This window comes from Streptomyces sp. NPDC001903 (assembly GCF_042891345.1).
Classification (GTDB): domain Bacteria; phylum Actinomycetota; class Actinomycetes; order Streptomycetales; family Streptomycetaceae; genus Streptomyces.
This window is the reverse complement of the sequence record NZ_JBIASZ010000012.1, coordinates 140,133-161,474: the sequence shown is the minus strand read 5'-3', so window position 1 is coordinate 161,474 and position 21,342 is coordinate 140,133. Positions and strand designations below refer to the sequence as shown.

Annotated in this window: 9 protein-coding genes; all 9 read left to right on the top strand. The window is 73.5% G+C overall.

Annotated elements, in window-relative coordinates; all coding sequences use genetic code 11:
• The first annotated feature begins 627 nt into the window (after window positions 1-627).
• The gene (locus ACFYZS_RS25520; protein ID WP_389016850.1) at window positions 628-1,470 is read left to right on the top strand and encodes a hypothetical protein; all 843 of its coding nucleotides are present in this window, start codon (window positions 628-630) and stop codon (window positions 1,468-1,470) included.
• 76 nt (window positions 1,471-1,546) lie between these two features.
• On the top strand, window positions 1,547-1,933 hold the full coding sequence (locus ACFYZS_RS25515) for a DUF3592 domain-containing protein (RefSeq protein ID WP_389016847.1): 387 nt from the start codon (window positions 1,547-1,549) through the stop codon (window positions 1,931-1,933).
• Window positions 1,934-2,601: 668 nt separating this feature from the next.
• On the top strand, window positions 2,602-5,292 hold the full coding sequence (locus ACFYZS_RS25510; protein WP_389016844.1) for a DUF6603 domain-containing protein: 2,691 nt from the start codon (window positions 2,602-2,604) through the stop codon (window positions 5,290-5,292).
• A complete protein-coding gene (locus tag ACFYZS_RS25505) occupies window positions 5,289-8,819 on the top strand; it encodes a hypothetical protein (protein ID WP_389016841.1) in 3,531 nt (1,176 codons plus the stop codon). The genes ACFYZS_RS25510 and ACFYZS_RS25505 overlap by 4 nt, the downstream gene beginning before the upstream one ends.
• A gap of 57 nt (window positions 8,820-8,876) precedes the next feature.
• On the top strand, window positions 8,877-13,505 hold the full coding sequence (locus tag ACFYZS_RS25500) for a hypothetical protein (RefSeq protein ID WP_389016838.1): 4,629 nt from the start codon (window positions 8,877-8,879) through the stop codon (window positions 13,503-13,505).
• A 2-nt stretch (window positions 13,506-13,507) separates the two neighbouring features.
• On the top strand, window positions 13,508-15,226 hold the full coding sequence (locus tag ACFYZS_RS25495) for a hypothetical protein (RefSeq protein WP_389016835.1): 1,719 nt from the start codon (window positions 13,508-13,510) through the stop codon (window positions 15,224-15,226).
• Entirely contained in the window at window positions 15,223-16,185 is a 963-nt protein-coding gene (locus ACFYZS_RS25490; RefSeq protein ID WP_389016832.1) for a WD40 repeat domain-containing protein, read from the top strand. The genes ACFYZS_RS25495 and ACFYZS_RS25490 overlap by 4 nt, the downstream gene beginning before the upstream one ends.
• Before the next feature lie 102 nt (window positions 16,186-16,287).
• Window positions 16,288-19,275, top strand: coding sequence for a peptidoglycan-binding protein (locus tag ACFYZS_RS25485; RefSeq protein WP_389016829.1), 2,988 nt, complete (start codon window positions 16,288-16,290; stop codon window positions 19,273-19,275).
• 49 nt (window positions 19,276-19,324) lie between these two features.
• Window positions 19,325-21,184, top strand: coding sequence for a M64 family metallopeptidase (locus ACFYZS_RS25480; RefSeq protein WP_389016826.1), 1,860 nt, complete (start codon window positions 19,325-19,327; stop codon window positions 21,182-21,184).
• Window positions 21,185-21,342: the final 158 nt, after the last annotated feature.

Below are 21,342 nucleotides of genomic sequence, written 5' to 3'. Positions count from 1 at the left end.
TCGAAGTAAAACGGACTGGCGGTCCGAATGAACTGAAGAATACGGACCGTCGGTCCGTTTCGCAAGGGTCGAGCGAGTTGGGTACGGCGCCACCGAGGCTGCATGCCCTCGCGGACGAGGGCGTTACACTCCGTGACGTCGCCGAGGTGGTCGGTCGCCCTTCAACCTGCCCGTGGCCCCGTTTCCCCTGTGGATGCTGGCGAGCACTGGTCATGTGAGTACGGCAGACGGAGAACGGGCGAGGCCGGCATTGAACTCGCGGCGATCTTGCGCCGACGTGGTTCGGCGGCCAGGACTGCTGGACCCCGCTGGGGGAAGGCTTTCGTCTGGTACGGGCGGATCGTCAGGAATCTGCAGCACGCGGTTTGCGGTCGGGAACCGCAGCCGGGTCGGGGCGCGTCCTTTTCCGGGATCGTGGCAGGGAAGGCCATGAGCATCGACCCACCCAGTCACTCCGGGCCACCGCCCGCGAGCATCGGCCCACCCCGTCCATCCGGGCCACCGCCCCCGGGCGACCCGCCGCGGCCGTACACGCCGTTGTGGCGACGGCTGCGTGAGGACGAATGGCCGCCGCTGGGTGAGGTGTTGCGGGGGCGGCGGGAGCAGGTGTCTCCCGGGGTGTTGCTGGTGCTGCTCCTGCCGTGCCTGTGGTGGCTGACCGTGCCGCTGTTGGTCGGCTACCAACTGGCCCGTACGGCCCGCCGTGCGGCGCGCCGGGTCTTCCCCGTACGCCCGGAAGGACAGGTCGAGGATCCCGAGGTGTTCCGGGTGCAGCGGGTGCGGTCCTGGGGAGCCCTCGTCATTTCGGGGCTGCTGCTGGCCAGGTTCGGTGGCTGGCAGGACGTGTGGGAGGTGCAGAGGCAGGTCCTGGAAGGGCTGGTGTTCGCGCCCTGGTTGGCGCTGCTCAGCGCGGTGGTCGCAGTGGCACTGCTCTTCTGTGCGGCAAGGCCCGGGACGCGGAGGGCCATGCGGACGAAGCTGTGGCCGGCCGGTCGGTCGGCCCTGTGCTACTTCGGCGCCTGGATGCTGGTGCCGCTGCTGTTCACGGCGGCGAGCAAGGGGATGGGGCTGCTGCCCCGCGCCGAAGGGGTCGGGCTGCTGCTCTGGGTGTCCGTGATGTTCGTGTGCTGGGCACCGTTCTGGTGGGTGGTCTTCTTCCTCTGCTTCGCCTCCGGTCCGGCGCTGCGCCACGCCTTCAACCTGTCCGCCCTGCACGCGGCGCTGCCCGCGCTGGTCACCACCGTCCTGGTCTGGGTGCTCGCCTTCCGCGGCCTGTCGTCGGGCGGCCTGCCGCCGGGCCCGGTGCCGCTCGCGGTCTGCGCCTTCCTCGGTGGCCCGGCTTCGGTGACGGCACTGGCCTGGTGGGAGATCCACCGGCTGCGGCGGCGGCACGGGGTGCGGTGGCGGGGGCAGCACCCCGGAGCCGCGTGTCCCGTCCGGCCGGACACGGCAGCGAGCCCCGAGCCATGATCCGCAGCGCGCCCGAAGTCCGGAGCACCGGGCGCGATCAGGAACAAAAGAAGGGTAAGCAGCGGTGTGGGTTGCGATGTCGCTACTGGCAGGTCTCACGCTCCTCGGGTTCGGCACCTATGAGGCTGTGGTCCAGCAACGCCTCCGGCGCGAAGGGATCCGCGTCAGAGGCCTGGTGGTCCGCCACCACACGGATGGCCCCAGAATCGATGGTGGCCCTGTCTACTTCGCGGTGGTCGAGTTCGTTGATGCGCAGGGTAGTCGGCACACGTTCCAGGCCAAGTCATCCGGAGTCAAGGGCTTTCCCGTAGGCGGTGGGGTCCCGGTGCGCTACCTTCCCGAGGCCCCACAGGGCGCACGCATCGACCTCCGCAGGAGACGGATTGCGGAGGTCGCGTCTCTTCTCGCGGGCGGCACCCTGTTCACGGCCATCGGGATCTGGATGCTCGCCACCGGTCGTTGAGCTTGCTCCTCGGCTCGGTCCTTTTCTTCCGGCCTCGAACGGCGTCTCGAACCGGGTGGCTTGCGTGGGGTTCGCCGGACGTGGGTGCGGCCTCACCTGATCGCGTGCTGCCGCTGGAGCATGCCCAGGCCGGGGGAGTGGTCAGGTCACGCTCCAACGGTGATCCACGGTGTGCTCCGCCCCGACACAGAGGTGCTCGGGGGCGTCCTCTTGCGCACACCGCGGCCGACGTCACTCGGGAGGCGAAGAACGCGCAGGCCGTCGCCCGGCAGTGCGCCACCTCGCGGACCGGGTGGATGCTGCCGCACACCACCACCGCGAACACCGCCCGCGACATGGACGGGATCCGCGCGGAGAGTCGGAGAGCGGTCGGCGACGGCGGTACCGATCACGCGGAGCCGCGGGCAGCCTTCGTGATCCGTTCGAGCCCCGCCCGGTCCGGCCGCAGGACACGCACCCTCTCACCCGTGTCGCCGAACGCCGCGGACGCCAGAGCGCGGGGCTTCGCGCCGGGGGAGGAATTGCGCTGATCCGGCCGGGTGAACCCGGCGTTTCCGCATTGCACCGGCGACCGGCCGACGCGGATAGTCGTGCGTCGGGCGCGGGACCGGCAGCGCTGTGCCGGGCCACCAGTAAGGAGCCGTCGTGCCGCGAGCGATTGGGATTCCATGAGCGGGACCGTCGCCGAACTCGCCGGGCAGCTGCGGAGCGCGCTGGGCGCAGTCCTGCCCGCTCTGGCCGCCCTCGACGGCACACAGAGGCGCATCAAGCTGGCGGAGGCACTCGGGCTTCCGGGAGCGCAGCTGAGTCCCGGCGCCCTGCTGTCCCGCCTCGGCGCGCCGGACGCCGATCAGGCGGGAGACCTCTGGCCTGGGCTGCTGGCGCTGCTCGCCGACGCGGCGGACGGGGCCGTACCCGACTGGACGTTCACCGTTCCGGACGTTCTCGCGGTGACCGCGTCCGAGGTCCAGGTCCTGGGCCAGACGCTACCCGCCGACGGCACCATCACCTTCTCCCTGCACATGGGGCCGCTCCAGCTCGCCGACGTCCTCCAGGTGCGCCAGGACATCGACCTGGACCTCACCGCGCCCCCGGCCGGCCAGGCCGCGGCCGCCTCGCTGCGCCTCGCCGTGCGCGGCGTGCGGCTCACGCTGCCGGCGGACCAGCTGATCCGTCTGCTCGCACCGGGCGGGCCCGTCCTGGAAGCCGATGTCGAGGCCCGGTTCGACGGGCAGGGCGCCCGCTTCCAGGGAGGCGGGAAGAACGGTGTGTCCCTGCCGCTGCGGAGCCCGCCGCCGGGACTGCGCGCGCCCACCCTGTACCTGGGGCCGGCACCCGGATCGGGGGCCGGCGGAGGATTGCGGTTCACCGCGGCCTTCGGGGCCTCCCTGCTGGGGCTCGCCGAAGGCACTGTCGACGGCATCGGCAGCGAGCTGATGCCGGGAGCCACGGCCACGCCGGTCCCTCCGACCGGCCTGGGACTGAGCCTGTCGGTGGGGCCCGCGCGGGGCCGCGGCTTCCTCGAACGGCGGGGCGACGAGTACCGGGGCGCACTGGAACTCGCCCTCGGCGTGGTGGAGGTACGGGCCTTCGCCATCCTGCGGCCGCAGCAGCCGGCCCTTCTCGTCGCGCTCAGCGCCCACTTCACCCCGGCGATCGAACTCGGCCTCGCCTTCACCCTCAACGCCATCGGCGGCATCGTCGGCATCGGCCACGCCATCGACCGGGCCGGCCTGGGCGCGGCCGTACAGTCGGGTCATCTCGACCGGGTGCTGTTCCCCGACGATGCGGCGCGGGCCGCAGCGCAGATCCTGGACACCCTCGCCTCGGTGTTCCCGGCCCGACGGGGCGCGGTGGTCGTCGGGCCGATCCTCCGGCTGGGCTGGGGGCGCCCGTTCTCGTTCGTGACCGCGGACCTCGGGATCGTCCTGGAGCCGTCCGGCGGGGACATCGCCCTGCTCGGCCGGCTCAGGATCGCGCTGCCCGCGCCCGAGGCGCCGATCCTCGACCTCAAGGCGTCCGTGGCGGGCTTCGTGGACTCCGGCGCCGGTCTGGTGGAACTGGTCGGCGACCTCGCCGGATCCCGGCTGCTGACCGCCGGCATCGACGGCGGGATCGCGGTACGGCTCCAGACCGGCTCCGACGCCGCGTTCGTCCTCAGCGCCGGCGGGTTCCACCCGGGCTTTCCCGTGCCCGCGGGGTTCCCCGTGCCCCGGCGGCTGTCCCTCACCATCGCCGACTCCCCGACCGTGCGCATCGTCTTCAGCGGGTACTTCGCCGTCACCCCCGGCACGCTCCAGGCCGGTGCCACGCTGAACGTCGTCGTCGGCACCCGCGACACCGGGGTCAGCGGACAGCTCGGCTTCGACGCGCTGCTGCGCTGGGAGCCCAGCTTCGGCGTCGTGCTCGACCTGTACGGCTCCTTCCATCTCCGCTTCGACGGCCTGAGCCTGTGCTCGGTCGGCGTGCGGGTCCGGGTCGAGGGGCCGACGCCCTGCTGGCACGTCGCCGGCCGGGCCTCGGTCTCCCTGTTCTTCATCGACGTCGACTTCCCCTTCGACGAGCACTGGGGCTGCACGGCGGTGGCCGCGGCCCCGCCGGCGCCCGACATCGCGCTGCTCCTGGAACGGGAACTCGACAACCCCCGCAGTTGGGAGCCGGTCCTGCCCGAAGGCGCCACGGGCCTGGCGGTGCTGCGCCGCGACACGGTGGGCGAGAGCGCCCGGCTGCTGCACCCCCTCGGGAGGCTCCGCTTCAGCCAGCGCGTGGTCCCACTGGAACTCAAGGTGACCCGGTTCGGCCCCGGCCGGCTCCCGACGCCGACGGCCTACAAGGTGACCGTACGCTTCGCCGCGGGCCCGGCCGCCGACTCGCCCGTCCTGGAACAGTTCGCCCGGGCGGACTTCTTCGACCTCACCGACGACGAGAAGCTCACCCAGCCCGCCTTCGAAGCCCTGCGGTCCGGCAGCGAGCTGACCCCGCCCGCCGACGCGCCGGCCGTTCCCCGCCGCACCGTGGACGTCCGTTACGAGACCAAGTGGATCGGCAAGAGCGGCGAACAGCAGCAGGGCACCCCCTGGCTGCTGGGCGCCGACCACCTGGCGGCCGCGCTGCTGCACGGCGCGGTCGCGACGAGCGCGATCCGCGGCGACCGGATCCGGTACCACAGCCCGCCCGTGAAGGCGGCCCTGAAACCCCTCATGTTCGCCGTCGCCCGCGTGGGCACCCTCACCGAAGCCGGGCTGCTGCGCAAGGCGACCTTCACCGAGGCGGCCCTGCAGTTCGACGCCCCGTCCGGGCGCACCGCGCTGCTCCACGTCATCCCCGCCCACGAGCTGAAGACGGTGGTCACACCATGACCCGGTACGCCTTCTCCTCGTGGGACCGGTCGGGAGCCGCGGCCTCCCTGAGGGACGTCGACGACCTGGGTCGTGTCACCCCGGTCCGCGGCGACCTCGCCGCCGTCGCGTTCGTCGACCAGCGTCCCGAACGGCCCGTGCCCATGCACCTGTACGGACCCGGGGACGTGCGCTCCCTCGATGTGCGCCAGATCGTACGGAGGTATCCGCTGCCCGGTACCACCGACGCCGAGACCACCAAGTTCCCGATGGTGGAGTTCGACCGCACCGACCTGCCCTGGCTGTTCACCCCGCTGGCCGCGGCGCCCGGCGGTGAACTGAGGCCGTGGCTCGCGCTGGTCTGTGTGCCCGTCCGCATCGCACGTCCGCAGCGGGAGGCCGGGCGGCCGCTGCCCGTGTTGCGGGTGTCCGGCGGCGAGCTTCCCGATCCCGACCACCTGTACCTGTGGGCGCACGCGCAGACGATCGTCGGGCACGAGGCCGATGACCGGACCTCCGTCTCCCGGCTGCTGGCTCCGCGACGGCTGCTGCCGCACACCGAGTACGCGGCCTGCCTGGTCCCCTCGTTCGAGGCGGGGCGACGCGCCGGGCACAACGAGACCGGGGGAGACCTCTCACCTGCCTGGAAGGCTGACCCGGCCGTCGAGTCCGACCTGCCGGTGTACCACTCGTGGACCTTCTCCACCGGTGAGGCGGGGGACTTCGAGAGCCTCGTCGACCGCCTCCGCTGCCGGTCCGTCGCCGGAGCCGGCCGCCGCTCGATGGACATCAGCAGGCCGAGGCCGCAGGACCCGGGGCCCGGGCAGCTCGTGCAGAAGGTCGAGAGCGCGCTGTGCAGCCCGGACCTCGCCCCCCGCGCACCCTGGCCCGTCGACGCGCACAGCAGCCAGTGGCGGACGTCGCTCGCCGCCTCCATCGGGGGCGTGTACAGCGACGACAGCGACGAGGATCCGGAGGTGGCGCCGCCGCTGTACGGGGGGTTCCACGCCCTCGCCGACAAGGCCCTACCCGGCTCGGCAGGCTGGCTCGACACGCTCAATCTGGACCCGCGCTGGCGCGTGGCCGCGGGCCTGGGCACCCGGTCCGTCCAACGCGAACAGGAACAGCTGATGGCTTCCGCCTGGACCCAGCTGGCCGGGGCGCGGGAAGTCAACCGCTTCCTCGACCTGGCCCGGCTGGCCAAGCTGATCGGCGCCCGGCTGCACGAGCGGCACGTACAGCCGCTCAGCACCGACGAGTTCCTGCACCTCGTGGCGCCGCTGCGCAGCCGCAGCCTCGTCGGCGCGGCCACCCTGGCGCAGACGGTGCACGCCAGCAGCCTGCCGAACGCCATGGCCACCACCACCTTCCGGCGCGCCGTGCGCCCCCGGGGGCTGCTCAGCCGGCGCGTCGAGCGGGTGAATCCGTCGGCGGACCCGTCGCACGGGGTACGGCCCTTCACCACCGTGATGACGGCGCTGGCCGTGGCCGGGGAAGGACTGGCCACCGTACCCCGCCGTCCCGACGGAACCCTCGCCTTCGCCGTCGCACCGGAACGCGTCGTCGGCGCGAACCGGTTGCCCGCCGTCCTGGCCGCCCTCGGCGCATCGGCGGCCGCGGCGCCCGCCTGGAAGACCCTGGGCATGGAGGCGCTCCGGCACGCCGAGGTCCGCGACCTCTCCGCCGGGCAGCTCGGCGCCCTGCCGGCCATGCGGCCCGACGTGCTCGACGCCGTCTTCCGGCTCGGCTCGGTACGGGAGATCGAAGTGCCGGCCGCGTTCCTCGCCGACACGAAGCTCACCCCCCAGGGCACCCTGATCTTCCCTTCCGGCCGCGTGGCCCCCGTCGGATTGCTGACCGCCGCGGGCGGCGCCGCAGCCACCACCACCGGCTTCAAGGGCATGTGGTCCGGCCACTGGGGTCCCCCGGCCGGTACCAGCGGTCCGTGGAAGGGAGAGGCGCGCGGGACGCTGGGCCCCGGCGGCATCGGCCCGGGCACCTGGCGGGGCGTGTTCTCCGGCAGGTACGTCTCGAACGGCCTGGGCAAGCGCGACGGCGTCTGGCACCTCGTCTTCGCCGGCACCTGGCAGACCACCGACGACGAGGGCACCTGGCAGGGCGTCGCCGCAGGCGACTGGGACGACCCGGCAGACGTCTCCCAAGGCGCGTTCAACGGCACCTGGCGGTCGCCGACCGCCTTCGGCGTCTTCCACGGCGCCTGCCCCGGCACCTGGGACTGGGACAACACGACCAGCGAGGGGACCTGGCGCGCCGACTGCTCCGGCGGCTGGCACCGCTTGCCGGAGGGCTCCCCGCCGCCCGGCGAGGTGTGGACGCCGGACCGGCTCGGCGAGATCCTCGGAGGCTGGCAGCAGGGCGGCGGGATCACCCTGGGCGACCTCTTCGGGCAGGACGGCCTGTCCCACCTGGGCGAACGGCTGCCCGCGCCCGCCGTTCTCGGCCTGACCCCGGGCGACACCCACGGTATGGCCGTGGACGCCCAGGAACAGTCCGTCCGCCCCGCCGACCTGCCGCCCGTACCACCGCGCGACCCCTTCCCGGCGCCCGAGGCCCACACCGCCGTCACCGAACAGATCCACCCGCACACGACCGTTGACACCGTCGTCGCCGCCCGCGTCGAACGCCCCGAAGGCGGCGCCGGCACCGCCCCCGTCCAGTGGGCGCCCCGCTTCCCCGACGCCATGTGGCGGCCGCTGGCCGCCCAGTCCACCGAGTGGATGCTCGCCGGCCTGAACAAGGTGCCCCCGGACAGCGCGGCACTCGTCGTCACCAACCCCGAGTTCGTCGCCTCGTACATGACCGGCCTCAACCACGAGTTCGCCCGCGAACTGCGCTGGCGCGAGTACCCCACCGACCAGCGCGGCACCTACTTCGACTGCTTCTGGGGCACCGGCACCGAGATGCCGAAGCTGCACGAGTGGACCGTCGGCGCCCCGCTCGGCAGCCATCTGACCGTCCCCGCCGACCGGGTCGTCCTCCTCCTGCGCAGCGCGCTCCTGCGCCGTTACCCCGGCGCCCTCATCTACGCGGCACCGCTCCAGGCACCCGCCCCCGGGGCCGCCAGGGAACCCGACGACGCCCAGGCACGCCAGCCGCTCTTCCGCGGCGCCCTGGACCCCGACACCGCCTTCATCGGCTTCGACCTCAAGATCGGAGAGATCGTCGACAAGGACTGGTGCTTCGTCATCGCCGAACAGCCCACCGAACCGCGCTTCGGCCTCGACGACCCCACGGACGAGGTCCTCGCGAGCCCCCCGCCGCCCGGCCTGTGGGGCCGCGCCTACCTCGCGCCCGCCGAGACCGATCCGCCCACGGACGCCGACGACTGGAACAACCTCGACTGGAGCCACTTCTTCGGCTCCTTCGAGGACTTCGACCGCGCCACGCACGCCCCGGGGGACCGCCGTGCCAACGTCGCACTCCCCGACCTCGTCTGGGGCGACGGCGGCGCCGCGGGCATCGCCCGGCAGTGCTTCCAGCAGCCCGTACGCGTGGTCATGCCCGCCGAGCGGCTGCTGCGCCCCTAGCGCGCCCGATCCACGAGCCAGGCCCGCACCCGCACCGACCTCAGGGAGACAGACCGGATGACTGACCTGGCACCTCTGCGCGCGGCCGTCGCCGAGGCCGAGCAGCGACGCGCCGGTCTCGGCCCCGAAGCCACCCCCGCACAACGCCGCGCCGCGTACCAGGAGGCCCGGGCCGCCCACCATGCCCTGCACGAGGCCCTGCGCACGTTCACCGCCGTGACCGACGTGGACGAACTGCTCGCCGGGCTCGATCCCGAGGTGCCGCTCATGCTCGCGCCGGTGCGCCTGGAGACCCGGCTGCGGCCCTCCGGCGGCCCGGCCGACAGTCTCGACGTGCGGATCTTCCCGGACGACTTCCACATCGACAGCCACGAACCCCTGCCCACCGAAGGCGAGGTCCAGCAGGGCAAGCGGTACTGGCGCGCCGTCTTCCGCGCCGGGCGCACCGAGAACGCGGCCGGAGACCGGGACCGCATCAGGCTCGGCGCATGGGAGCAGCTGCGCGGAGCGCTCGGCGCCGCCCGCGCCCGCCGGATCGCCGCCCTGTTGGCCCCCACCGCCGACGACCGCCCCGAACTGCCCCTGGCCGAGAGCGAGACGGGCCCCGAACCGGCCTGGCCCGCCGACGTCGCCACCCGCTCCCGCGGCTGGAACCGGGCGGCCACCGCCTCCACCCTGCCCGACCAGTTCATCGTCCAGGCGTTCCAGCGGACCCCCGACGGCGAGATCCTCGTCGGCGAGAAGCGCGGCGCGGCCGTACCGGACACCGTCCAGATCGGTCCGGACCCCGACGCTCCGGCCGCCCCGCCCGGAGCCGACGGCGCCGGCCCCCCGACCGAAGCGGGCCTGCGCTGGCTCACGGACTTCGCCGCCGCCCGCGACGACGGCCTCGCCGTCACCGTCCCCCTCGACGGAACCGGTTACGACCCGCAGCGCCGCCCGCTGCTCTCCCGTGTCATCGCCTTCGGGGTGTCCGCCTCCCTGGACCCGCAGGCCTCCGCGGAGCGGGTGGCCCGGCTGCTCACCGGCCGGGCCCGCGACGGACAAGCCGCGTTCGTCGCCCAGGGCACCCCCACCAACAACATCCCGCAGGCCCGCCGCCCCGCGGAGCCGCCCCCCGACGTGGACGCCCTGCTGCCCGCGGCGCCGGCCCCCGCGCCCGACCCGTGGGCCAACGCCGCCCGCCTCGCCACCGCCCTCGGCATCCCCGAGACCGCGGCCGCCGAACTGCCCGGCGGCGCCGAACCGGAACAGGCCGACGCGCGCGCCCTCCAACTGGCCCTGTGGAGCGCCACCGGAGACTTCTTCCTCGACCAGCTCATGGAGAGCGACAGCCACACCCAGGAGACGGGCATCGACCTGGACTGGCTGCGCCTGCACCAAGCGGACCTCGTACGCGCCCGGGGCCCGCTGCCCGTCCTGCGCCTCGGCAAGCAGCCGTACGGCGTGCTGCCCCTGACGGTCATGCACCGCTGGCAGCCCGACCCGCAGGCCGGCCGGGAACGCGGCCAACTCGCCGGACTGCACCGCGTACTGACCACCCTGCGCCCCTTCTGGCACGTCGGCGTCGAAACCCTGCCCCGGGTCGGCGGACGCGACCAGCCCGACGACACCCTTCCCCTGCCCAAGCCCGAACGCGACGTGCTGCGCGCCCTGGGCCTCGCTGCGGTGTCGAGATCGGTCGACGTACGCGACGTACGGGGCGCCCTCAACGCCTGCTACACCAACCGCCTCCTGGGCCTGGTGCCCGACTGCGGCACCGGACCCGAGACCCGGCTCTCCGCCGCCCTGAACCGGGCCTTGGGCCTCGACTACGAGCCGGTCGTCTCCCACCACCAGAACGCACCGCGCCCCAGCCGCCTGTGGCTGCCCGCCGCCCGTCTGACCGACCTGCCCGAAGACGCCGACCCTGTCGCCGAACTCGCCGCGTTCCTGGAAGGGGTGGTCGACCACTTCGAGCTCATCCACCTCCTGGTGCGCCCCGCCCGGGCCCGCACCCTCCTCGAAGCGCTGCTGCGGCACACCGCCAACCTGGAGTACGGCCACGCCGCTGCGGCGGCCGCGCACTCCGCGCAGCTCGTGACGGCCAAGCGGCTGCGCTTCGCCGAGGTCATGCTGTCGTCCGGGGCAGCGCAGACGCTCGTCTCCCAGGCCGGCCTCAAACTGAGGCCGTTCGCCATGAAGTCCACGCTGAGCCTGACCATGCCCGCCGCCGCCGGCGTCGACGTGCACACCGTGCACGACGCCGTCGACGCCGAGCGCGCCCTGCTCACCCCCGCCGTCGCCGAAGCCGTCCGCAAGGGCCGGGGCATCCTGCGGCCCCTCGACCTCGAACGCCCGTGGAGCGTCCGGCTGGCCGAGATCGACGCCGCCCTGCGCTACCTCGCCACCCGCCTTCCCGCCTGGAAGGAAGCCGGCGAGGACCCGTTCACCGTCATCGAACGGCTGCTGGGCGAGTGCCTCGACCTCGCCTCGCACCGCCTCGACGCTTGGATCACCTCGCTGGCCACCGTACGCCTCCAGGCCATGCGGGCCGACGGCCGGCGGCCCACGGGCATCCAACTCGGGGCCTACGGCTGGGTGCAGGACCTCTCACCCCAGGAGGGCCGCCGCAGTGAAGGCTTCGTACTGGCCCCGTCCCTGGCGCAGGCCGCCACGGCCGCCGTCCTGCACAGCGGGTACCTGTCGCACCCCGCGGACCCCGGCGCGTTCGCCGTGAACCTGACCTCCGGCCGCATGCGCGCCGCCATGGCCATCCTGGACGGCGTGCGCCAGGGCCAGCCCGTGGGAGCGCTGCTCGGCTACCGCCTGGAACGGAGGCTGCACGAAGCGCGGGAGAACACCTCCGGACTCCTGGAACTCGACCGGGTCATCGCCCCGCTGCGTGCCCAGTGGCCACTGCGCGCCCCGCACCACTCGGCCCCCGGTGCCCAGGGCTTCGTCGCGGCTCACGACGTCACCGACGGGGCCGCCGTGGGCGAGCTGTCCGTCGCGGCCGCGATGCAGCGCCTGGTGGAGGGCGGCCTCACGGATCTGGACAAGCACGAGAAGGGTGCGGTCGAGGCGGCACTGACGGCCCTGCACGAGGACATCGACGCGGTCAGCGACCTGCTCCTCGCCGAGAGCGTGCACCAGCTCGCCCAGGGCAACCCCGACCGGGCGGGCGCCACCCTCGGCAGCCTCGCCGCCGGCGGCCAGGCCCCTCCCCGCCCCCAGGTCCTCGACACACCCGCCCAAGGCACTCCCGTCACCCATCGCGTCCTCCTCAACGTCGCAAAGAACCAGCCGCCGGCGGCCGGATGGGACGGCCCCGGCCGCCGCGACCGGCCCCGCGCCGCGGCCGAACCCCGGCTCGACGCCTGGGCGGGCCACCAGCTGGGCCGGACCGACCGCATCCGACTCCGCGCCGCCTGGCGCCGGCCCGGCCACGCCGCCCCGGTCGCGACCCGCACCCACCCCTGGCCCCTCACCGATCACTGCGCCCTGGACGTCCTCACCCTCGCCGCCTCCGGAAACCTGCGCACCGCCCTCGGCCAGGCGCTCACCGCGCATCGGCCCGACGACCTGCCGGACGACGCCGTCGCCGAACCCCTCGACGGTCGCGACGCCGACTGGCCGCGCTCGACGGTCTGCCTGGAGGAGTTCGAGGCGCTCGCCGGCGCCGTCTGCGCCGTCCTCGCCGCGGGCCGGCCCGGAGCGCCCGCCGACCTCGCACCCGCCGCCGACCCGCCCGAACAGGCCCTGGACGAGACGGAACTGCGCGGCCGCGCCCAGCACACGCTCGACTCACTGGACGCCGCCGCCCAGGACGGGGACCTGCAACGGCTCGCCGCCCACGGCATCGTCGTACCGGTCTCGGCCGCCGACGACGACCCGGCCGCCCGCACGAAGGCCGCCGTCCAGGAGGCCCTCGCCCGGCTCGACCTCGCACGACGAGCTCTGGCCCGTACGGGCCCGCAGGCCGCCGTGGCAGCCCTGCAGGAAGTCTTCGGACCCGGCTTCCGCGCCACCGGCCTCACCACCGCGCCGACCGCACTGGCAGCCTCCTTCGGACCCGGCCTCGACCGCGGCGGCACGGACGACACCCTCGCGCAGGACTGGCTCGAACGCGCCGCCACCGCCCGCCCCGGCGCCGCCGCCCTCGCCGACCTGCTCGTCCACGGCGAAGCGATCGGCACCGGCGGGGACTTCGTCCTGCGCATCGGACAGACCCCCTTCACCCCTGGCGACCGGTGGGTCGGCGCCGCCCGCACGGCCGAGCCGCCCCCCGCCACCGGCCTCGCCGTCCACGGCCGCCCCGCCGCCGACCCCGCGGAGCCCGCCGCCGTCCTCGTGATCGACGAATGGACCGAACTCATCCCCGCCCAGCGCAACACGGCAGGGGTGTCCTTCCACTACGACGCCCCCGGCGCCCGCGCCCCGCACGCCGTCCTCCTCGCCGTACCACCGGTCGTGGGCGGCCACTGGACGGCCGGACTGCTCAGCGAAACCGTGCGCGAGGCCCTCGACCTCACCGGACTGCGCCTGGTGGACCTCCAGGCCCTCGGCTGGCTCGGCCGCTATCTGCCCGGCGTCTACCTGCCCCAGGAATCGCTCGGCTCCTTCCCCGGCATCGCGCTCCTGGAAGCCATGAAGTCCCATATCGCCAAGGGCGCGATGACCAAGATCAGAGACCAGGAGGCCTGAGCATGGCCGACGACAAGGCGGTCTTCGCCCACTTCCACCGCATCGAGCCAGGCGTCCGGCCGCAGGGCACCGGGGGACAGCTCGACGAAGCCCTCGAAGCCCGGATCGCCGACCCTCTGTTCCTGCTGGCCCGCCAATGGCAACTGGCCGAGTTCCACGGCGAGGACGGCGGCTCGCCCGTCGGCTGCTCCGTGTCCACGGCGGCGGCCGCCGTGGACCGGTTCCGGCCCGGCGACACGGGCCCCGCGGTGGCCTATCCGCCGGGCGTCCCCCTCGACTACCTCGTCGAGGCGGGCCGCGACCCGGATCCCGCGGACCGCGAACTGCCGCTGCGCGCCGCAGCACGGGCCGGACTGCGCTTCCTCGGCCTGCTCGGCGCGCTGCCCGCCGGAGTCCGGGACTCGGTCACCGACCAGGCCCTGACCAAGTTCCCCCTCGTCGACGCTCCCGCCGAGGAAGAGCCCGACGCCGGGGCGCCGGCGGACCCGGCCGGTCAGGCTCTCGCCCAGGCCCTGCTCGCCCGGGCCCCGCACGGCGGCCGACTCGCCCGCGCACTGGCCACCGGCTGGCACCCGACCGGTCTCGGCACGGCCGACCTGAACGCCTTCAAACAGGCCGCGACCGCATGGCGTGCCTGGTTCGCCGCCGAGCACACACCGCCGACCCGCTCCAGCTGGGTACGCGACCGCCTGGAACACCACTTCGCCGTCGAAGCCGCCCACGGCAGCGGGCGGATCACCTTGACCGCGCCCGAGTACCCGGGCGGCGGAGCCGAGAGCTACCACTTCGACATCGACGCCGAAGCCACCGCCCCCACGGACCCGCACCCCGCCACCCGCACCCTCCTGCCCACGCGCGCCGCCTACCCCGGCATGCCCGCCGAACGCTGGTGGGAGTTCGAGGACACCACCGTCAACCTGCCCTCCGTCGACGCCGGCCCCACCGACCTCGCCCGGCTGCTGGTCGTGGAGTTCGCCAACGTCTACGGCAACAACCACTGGGTGGTGCCGCTGGATCTGGAGGTGGGCCAGGTCCATGCCGTCACCGATCTCACGGTCGTGGACACCTTCGGCGACCGGCTCGACCTCGACGCCGCCGGCGACGAGCACTGGTCCCTGTTCCGGCTCGGCACCGCCGGCACCGGCCTTCCCGGCCCCGCCGTGCTGCCGGTGCTGCCCCGGGCGGCGGCCCGGCTCGAGGGCGCAGCGGTGGAAGAAGTGCTGTTCGTGCGCGACGAGATGGCCAACCTCGCCTGGGCGGTCGAACGCACGGTGCAGAGCGCGACCGGAAGACCGCGCTCGCGCGCCGACGAGACCCCCGCCGCCGCCCCGCCCGCCCCTTCCGACGTCCCCGAAGCCCTCATGTACCAGCTGGAGACGGCCGTGCCGTACCACTGGATCCCCCTGGTACCCGTACCGCTGAAACCCGGCTCGGCCGCCATCCGGTTCCGGCGCGGCAAGATGACCCTGCCCACCGCAGACGGAACCCTGCAGACCCGGGCACGCGGCCGCCTGCTCGAACCGGAGGTCCCCCGCGTGTACTTCCGGGACGAGGAGATCCCGCGCTCCGGCGTCACCGCCGGCCGGATCCCCGCCACCGCCCGCGGCCACGACGGCCGCCACTACTCCTGGACCGGGCGCCGCGCTCGGGCCGGACAGGGCGAGGGCGCATCGGGGCTGGCATTCGACGGCGTGCTCGCGGCGAAGGAGACCACCGGATGAACCACGGCGAAGGCGCGGTGACCGCCCTCGCGCTCACCCAGGGCGAGACCGAGCTCGTCAGCGCGGACGGCGCCGGCCGGCTCCTGCGCTGGCGGCGGGAGACCGGCGAAGCCCTCTGCCCGATGCTCGTCGCCCACCAAAGCAGCATCTGGGGGATGCTGCTCACGCCCGACGAGGCCGAGATCGTCACGGCGGGCAGCGACGGCACCGTGAGGCGCTGGCACCGCACCACCTCGAAGCCGGCGGCCGATCCCGTCCCGGCCCACGGCGACTGGATCCTCGCGCTGGACACGACGCAGAACGGCTCCGAACTCCTCACCGCCGGCTACGACGGCACGGTACGGCGCTGGAAGCGGGCCGACGGCACCTCCCTCGCCGACCCGCTGACCGCCCACGACGGGGCGGTCCGCGCCATGGCCCTGACCCCCGACGACCGGGCCGTCGCCACCGCCGGCGACGACGGGGAGGTCCGCCTCTGGGATCGCGAGAGTGCCGCACTCCTGGCCCGGTTCGGCGGCCACACCGGCCCCGTCCCCGCCCTCGCCGTCTCCGCCGACGGCGGCGAGCTCGTCACCGGAGGGCGGGACGGCACGGTGCGCCGCTGGGACCGCGTGGGCGGGGGCCCGATCGGCGCCCCTCTGGTCGCCGACGCGCCCGTCCGAGTCCTCGCACTGACCGCTGACGGAGAGATCGTCGCGGGCTGCGACGACGGGACGGTACGCCGCTGGCGGCGGGCCGACGGCGGGCCCGTCGGCGCACCCCTGGAAACCGGCCACCAGAGCGTCTGGTCGATCACCGTCACCGCCGACGGCAGGGAGATCATCACCGGAGGCTGGGACGGATTCATCCGCCGCTGGGCGCGCGATCCGGCCGAGCCGGGGATCCTGCAACAGGCCCGCAACCGGTCCCGGATCGTGGCCGCGCCGCGCCTGCTGATCCGCGGCGCCACGCCGTTCTGACGCGAGGACGTCCGACGCCGCACGGATCCGACGCCCCGTTCCGACGCCCCTTCGCCGCACGCCCCTCCGTCCCCACGACCGCCCGACAGCGGGGAGCAAACGATGGCCGACATCCAGATCGACACCTCGCGCCTCACCGTGCCGTCGTTCAGTGTTCCCGAGGCGGGCATCGGCCCGGTCGACGGCTCGAAGAGCCCGCCGCCCACCCTGACGCTCCCGGCACCCGGCACCTACCACCTGCGGCAGGACCCTTCACCCGCCTCCGACGTCGTCTTCTCCGTGGCCGCGGACGGCACGCTCGACTTCGATGCCGCCCTCGACGGCATCGCCGAGGGACGAGGCACCCGCCTTCTCACCCTCCACGGCCTGCCCGTCCGCGTCGACGGGACCGCTCTCGACCACGACCTCAAGCTGGAGGCCGGCCAGAAGCCCCTGAAGTCGGACCGGCCCCACGACCTGTCCCTCCTGCCGTGCAGCCAGTACCGCCTCGGAGGAGGCAACGGCAAGCTGGACTTCGCCGTGGCCGTCGACGGCTCGGTCCACGCCGCTGCGGACACCGCCGGCTACGCCTCCACGTCCGGCGGCACCCTCACGGTCCACGGCCGCACGATCCGCATCGACGGCACGGCGCTGTCGCACCACGTGCTGCCGCGGGGTATGGCCGGCGCCGACGCCTTCCTCCCGAGGGAGACCGTGAACGAGCTGACGGTACTGCCGGGGGCCGGGTACTGGTTCCAGCCGGGACCGGGGATCACCGCGGACGTCACGTACGGCGTCGACCACGGCGGAGACATCACCGTCGGCCCCGAGTTCAGCGGCTACGCCACCGGCGACGGCAGCACTCTCGTCCTGCGGGGGCGCACGATCCGCATCGACGGCACGGCGCTGTCGCACGACGTGCTGCCGCGGGGCCTGGCCGGCGTCGACGCCTTCCTCCCGAGGGAGACCGTGAACGAGCTGACGGTACTGCCGGCCTCCGGGTACTGGTTCCAGTCCGGCACGGTCACCGCGGACGTCAGGTACGGCGTGGACGCAGAAGGACGCGTCGCCGTGGGCCCCGAGTTCAGCGGCTACGCCGGCGGCGACGGCAGCACGCTGGTCCTGCGGGGGCGCACGATCCGCATCGACGGCACGGCGCTGTCGCACGACCTGCTGCCCCTGGGTCTGGGCGGCCCGTTGGAGTGGCTTCCCCGAGCTTCCGTGAACGCACTGACGGTGCTTCCGGCATCCGGATACGGCTTCCAGACAGGGCCGGGGATCGTTGCGGACTTCTGGTACGGCGTGGACTCCGGGGGACGTGTCACGGTCGGCCAGGAGTTCTCCGGCTTCGCCGCGGCCGACGGCAGCACGCTGCTGCTGCGGGGGCGTACGATCCGCATCGACGGCACGGCGCTGTCGCACGACCTGCTGCCCCTGGGGCTGGCCCGCCCGTTCGAGTGGCTTCCGAGGGCCACCGTGAACGAACTCACCCTTCTTCCGGCGGACTTCTACGGCTTCCAGCCAGGGCCGGGAGTCGTCGCGGACTTCCACTACGGCGTGGACCGGGACGGGCACGTCTTCGTGGCCTGTCAGTACGCAGGCTGCGCCGCGGGCGTCGGCGGCACGCTCGCGTTGGACGGATACCCCGTCGTCATCGACACGAACGACGCGGACAGCGACCTCGTGGGGATCTACAACATCCAGGTGAGCAGCCCCGGACCCCCGCCCTTCCGGCGCGGCGGCCGCGAGGCGCAATACGTACTCCTGCCCGCCCACGGCTACGTCCCCCGGACGACGAAGGGCGTCTTCAGGAGGGGGTTCGACGTCGAGCGGGACGGCACCGTCGTCTTCCCGTATTCGGTCGCCGGTCGCTACGCCGTCAGCCCGCCCACCTCGCCCAATCCGTCGGAGGAGGGGCAGGAAGTCGTCCTCGGCGCGTTCGTGCGCCCCACCGACCCGGACGCCACGGACCCCGCCGGGCCGCAGGGCACGGTCACGTTCTCCCTGCAGGGCGGCCCCATCCTCGGGACCGCCGAACCGGACCAGCAGGGGCGGGCGGCCGTCACGACGAGCGCGCTGCCGCTCGGCGAGAGCGTCATCGTCGTCGAGTACGCGGGCGCCGGCGCTCTCGCGCCCGAGGCGACGACCGTCCGCCACCATGTGATCCCCCGGCTGGGCGAGCCGGTCGCGGACACCGCCCAACCCGAGGTCCTGGAGTGGGCCCTGCTGCCCGTACTCGCCCTGATGGCCGATCCGCACGCCGTCGACGGCCACGTCAAGCTCGCCCAGTGCCTGCTGAACGCCGCCGGGGTCGCGCAGCCCGCACTCGTCATCGACGGCAACTTCGGAGTCCTGACCCTCGCCGCCGTACAGGCGTTCCGCTCGGGCCCGCTCCTCACCCCCGGGGACGAGGTCGACACGCCCGTCTGGTTCGCGCTCGCCGTGGCCGCCCCCTTCCCGCTGCTGGAACCCGGCCCCCGCCTGCCGCCCATGACGGGCCCGCCGGTGGCCCTCGTACAGCGGCTGCTCACCCGGAAGGGCGCCGAACCGCAGCTCGACACGGACGGTGCGTACGGCCCGGCCACCGAGGCGGGCGTGCGCGACTTCCAGGCGGCCCACGGACTCGCCACCACCGGAACCATGACCCCCGAGACGTGGTCGGCGCTCGCCGGCTCTCCGCCCGACCCGGACCCCACCCCCGCCGAACCCAGGGCCATGCGCCTGAAGTTCTCCTACGACGGCGCGGACTGGGCCGCGGGCGGCCCGGTCGTACGGTTCGTCTCCCGCGAGGACCTGGAGATGACCGCCCCGCGCGGCGCCGACCCCGACGACACGCCCCAGGGGCGTTCCGGGTTCTGGTACGAGGTCCGCGACGCCGCCGGCCGGGTGCTCTATCGGCGCAGCCGCCATCGGCCGATCGAGGTGGTCCGGGAGGTCCCGCACCCCGAGGTCGGTCTCTCCACCATGCCGATCGACAGTCCTCGGGGCACCTTCGAGCTGGTGGCGCCGGTACTGCGCGAAGGCGCCACGGTCGTCCTGCTCAGCAGCCCGCCGGACGCCGGAAGACTGACCGAAGCGGCGTCCGAGATCTTCTCCCTGCCCATCGCCTAGCGCATCGTCCCGGCCTGACGGCTCGCCCGGCCCGACTGAAGGAGTACCCGTGAAGGTCGTGGAGTTCGTCCTCGGTGACCTCAGCAGAGTCGCCCACGGCTGGACCGTCGCCGTGGTGCCCGAGGGTTATACGCAAGCCGACCTGAAGAACGGGCTGTTCGACGCCGACGTGGCGAAGTTCGTCAAGAGGTTGCTCGTGACCGCGCCGTTCTCCCGGCCCGAGCTGCGTCCGCTGCTGAACGTGGTGATGGTCCGCCAGGCCTCGGCACACAGCGGGGAGGGCATCCAGCTTCGCACGCCTGCGGCGGCCGAATCCACGTTCGGTACGGAGTTCGGCGCCGTCTTCGGCCGCGACACCTTCCAGGGCAAACAGATCGAACGCAGCCTCTACGGGAACTCCGCCAAGGTGATCGAGTTCGTGCGGCGACAGCCCCGCCTTCAACCGGTGAGCCACTTCCTCGTCATCGTCAACAACACGCACCTCGACGGCGGAACCATGCACGGCGAAGTGGGCTGGTTCAGCAAGAACCGACCTTCCTGGCCGGACGTGGCCGTCCACGAACTCGGGCACCAGGCATTTCAGCTCGCCGACGAGTATCCCTACACGCGCGACAGGACCGACCCCGTGTCCGTGATCCCGGCCGTCGCGCCGGAGCCCGAGGCCCCCAACGTCACCAAGGTGAAGGACGCCGTCAAGATCAAGTGGTCCGACCTCCTCACCGTGCCTCCGTGGCAGGTGCCCACCACGGTGACCAGCACGCCGTGCACGCGCGAACACCCCGTCATCGCCGACCCCGATCCGCCGATCCCCGCCGGTGCCGTCGGCGCCTATGAGGGCGCGGACCACCACGACTGCGGCGTCTTCCGGCCGTCCCTGCAGTGCCGCATGCGCGAGAGCAACGATCCGTTCTGCCGGGTCTGCGAGATGAGGGCACGTCTGGACATCGGACGCCACCTGCTCAGCCTGAGCCGACCCACCCCGTGCCCCGCGGGATCCTGGACGCACGTGCAGAGCTTCATGGCCGCGTCGCACCCACCGCGCATGCTGTCCCACAGCATGGCCACCGGCGCCTACGCGATCTCCCCGGCCGTCGGCTACTACGGAGTGCACCACCGCCCCGACGGCACACCGCCCCTCTTGGAGACCAACCACTCCTTGGGTACGGGGTCCATTGGCGCCGGCTGGAGCTCGCTGGTCCCCTTCGAACTCGGCGGGACCCTGCACTACCTCGGCCACCAGGCCGGGTCGGGAGCCCAGGCGATCTTCGCCATGAACGAGTTCGCGACCGTACTGACCCCCACCCACACCACACCGCCCGGCCACGCCACGCACACCCACGTGGTGACGCTTCACGTCGCCGGGGCGCCCCACTACATCGGCTACGACTACCTCAGCGGCGACGCAGGGCTCTTCCGCCTCGACAGCGCCACCGCCGACCCGGTACCCGTCAACACCATGCAGTGGGGACGGGGCCACACGGCCGTCGTGGCCCTGATGATCCGTGGCGAACCCCACGCCATGACCTACCGCATGCACACCGGCGAGGTCATGATCCGCCGCCTCACCCCGACCGGCTTCACGATGGCCTTCGCCTCGCGCTCCGGCTTCTGGAAGCGCACGATCACGCACGTCGCGCCCCTGGACATCGACCACCAGCCCTACCTGGTGCGGTATTCCGGGATCGACGGCAGCGCGTACATCCATTACGTGCGCGAGGACGCGACGGGCGTCGACCCGGTGTGCCACGTGCCACCGCCCGGCATCGGCGGACTGTCGCTCTTCGGGGTGGGCGCCTCGGCCATCGGGCAGGTGGACATGCCCCACGCCGACGGCAGTCCTGCACACGACCTGTACTTCTACAACGCCAAGGACCAGTCGCTCAGCTTCTCTCCCCTGAGCCCGAAGTGAGAGCGGTCAGCCGCGACGCCATGTCCTTTGCGTGCTCCGCCCTGAGCACCGAGCTGCGGCGGACTGATGACCACAGCGTTCACCGGACCGGCGTGGCCGCCGAGTGACCGAAGCGGCTGGCGGCTCCGGGTGTCCCAGATCTGGCCCGGACGGGGCTG

Excerpts from the sequence above, each read along its gene's own strand:
- ACFYZS_RS25515 (WP_389016847.1), top strand. The coding sequence starts at position 1,547 with ATGTCGCTACTGGCAGGTCTCACGCTCCTCGGGTTCGGCACCTATGAG.
- ACFYZS_RS25510 (WP_389016844.1), top strand. The coding sequence starts at position 2,602 with ATGAGCGGGACCGTCGCCGAACTCGCCGGGCAGCTGCGGAGCGCGCTG.
- ACFYZS_RS25505 (WP_389016841.1), top strand. The coding sequence starts at position 5,289 with ATGACCCGGTACGCCTTCTCCTCGTGGGACCGGTCGGGAGCCGCGGCC.
- ACFYZS_RS25500 (WP_389016838.1), top strand. The coding sequence starts at position 8,877 with ATGACTGACCTGGCACCTCTGCGCGCGGCCGTCGCCGAGGCCGAGCAG.
- ACFYZS_RS25495 (WP_389016835.1), top strand. The coding sequence starts at position 13,508 with ATGGCCGACGACAAGGCGGTCTTCGCCCACTTCCACCGCATCGAGCCA.
- ACFYZS_RS25490 (WP_389016832.1), top strand. The coding sequence starts at position 15,223 with ATGAACCACGGCGAAGGCGCGGTGACCGCCCTCGCGCTCACCCAGGGC.
- ACFYZS_RS25485 (WP_389016829.1), top strand. The coding sequence starts at position 16,288 with ATGGCCGACATCCAGATCGACACCTCGCGCCTCACCGTGCCGTCGTTC.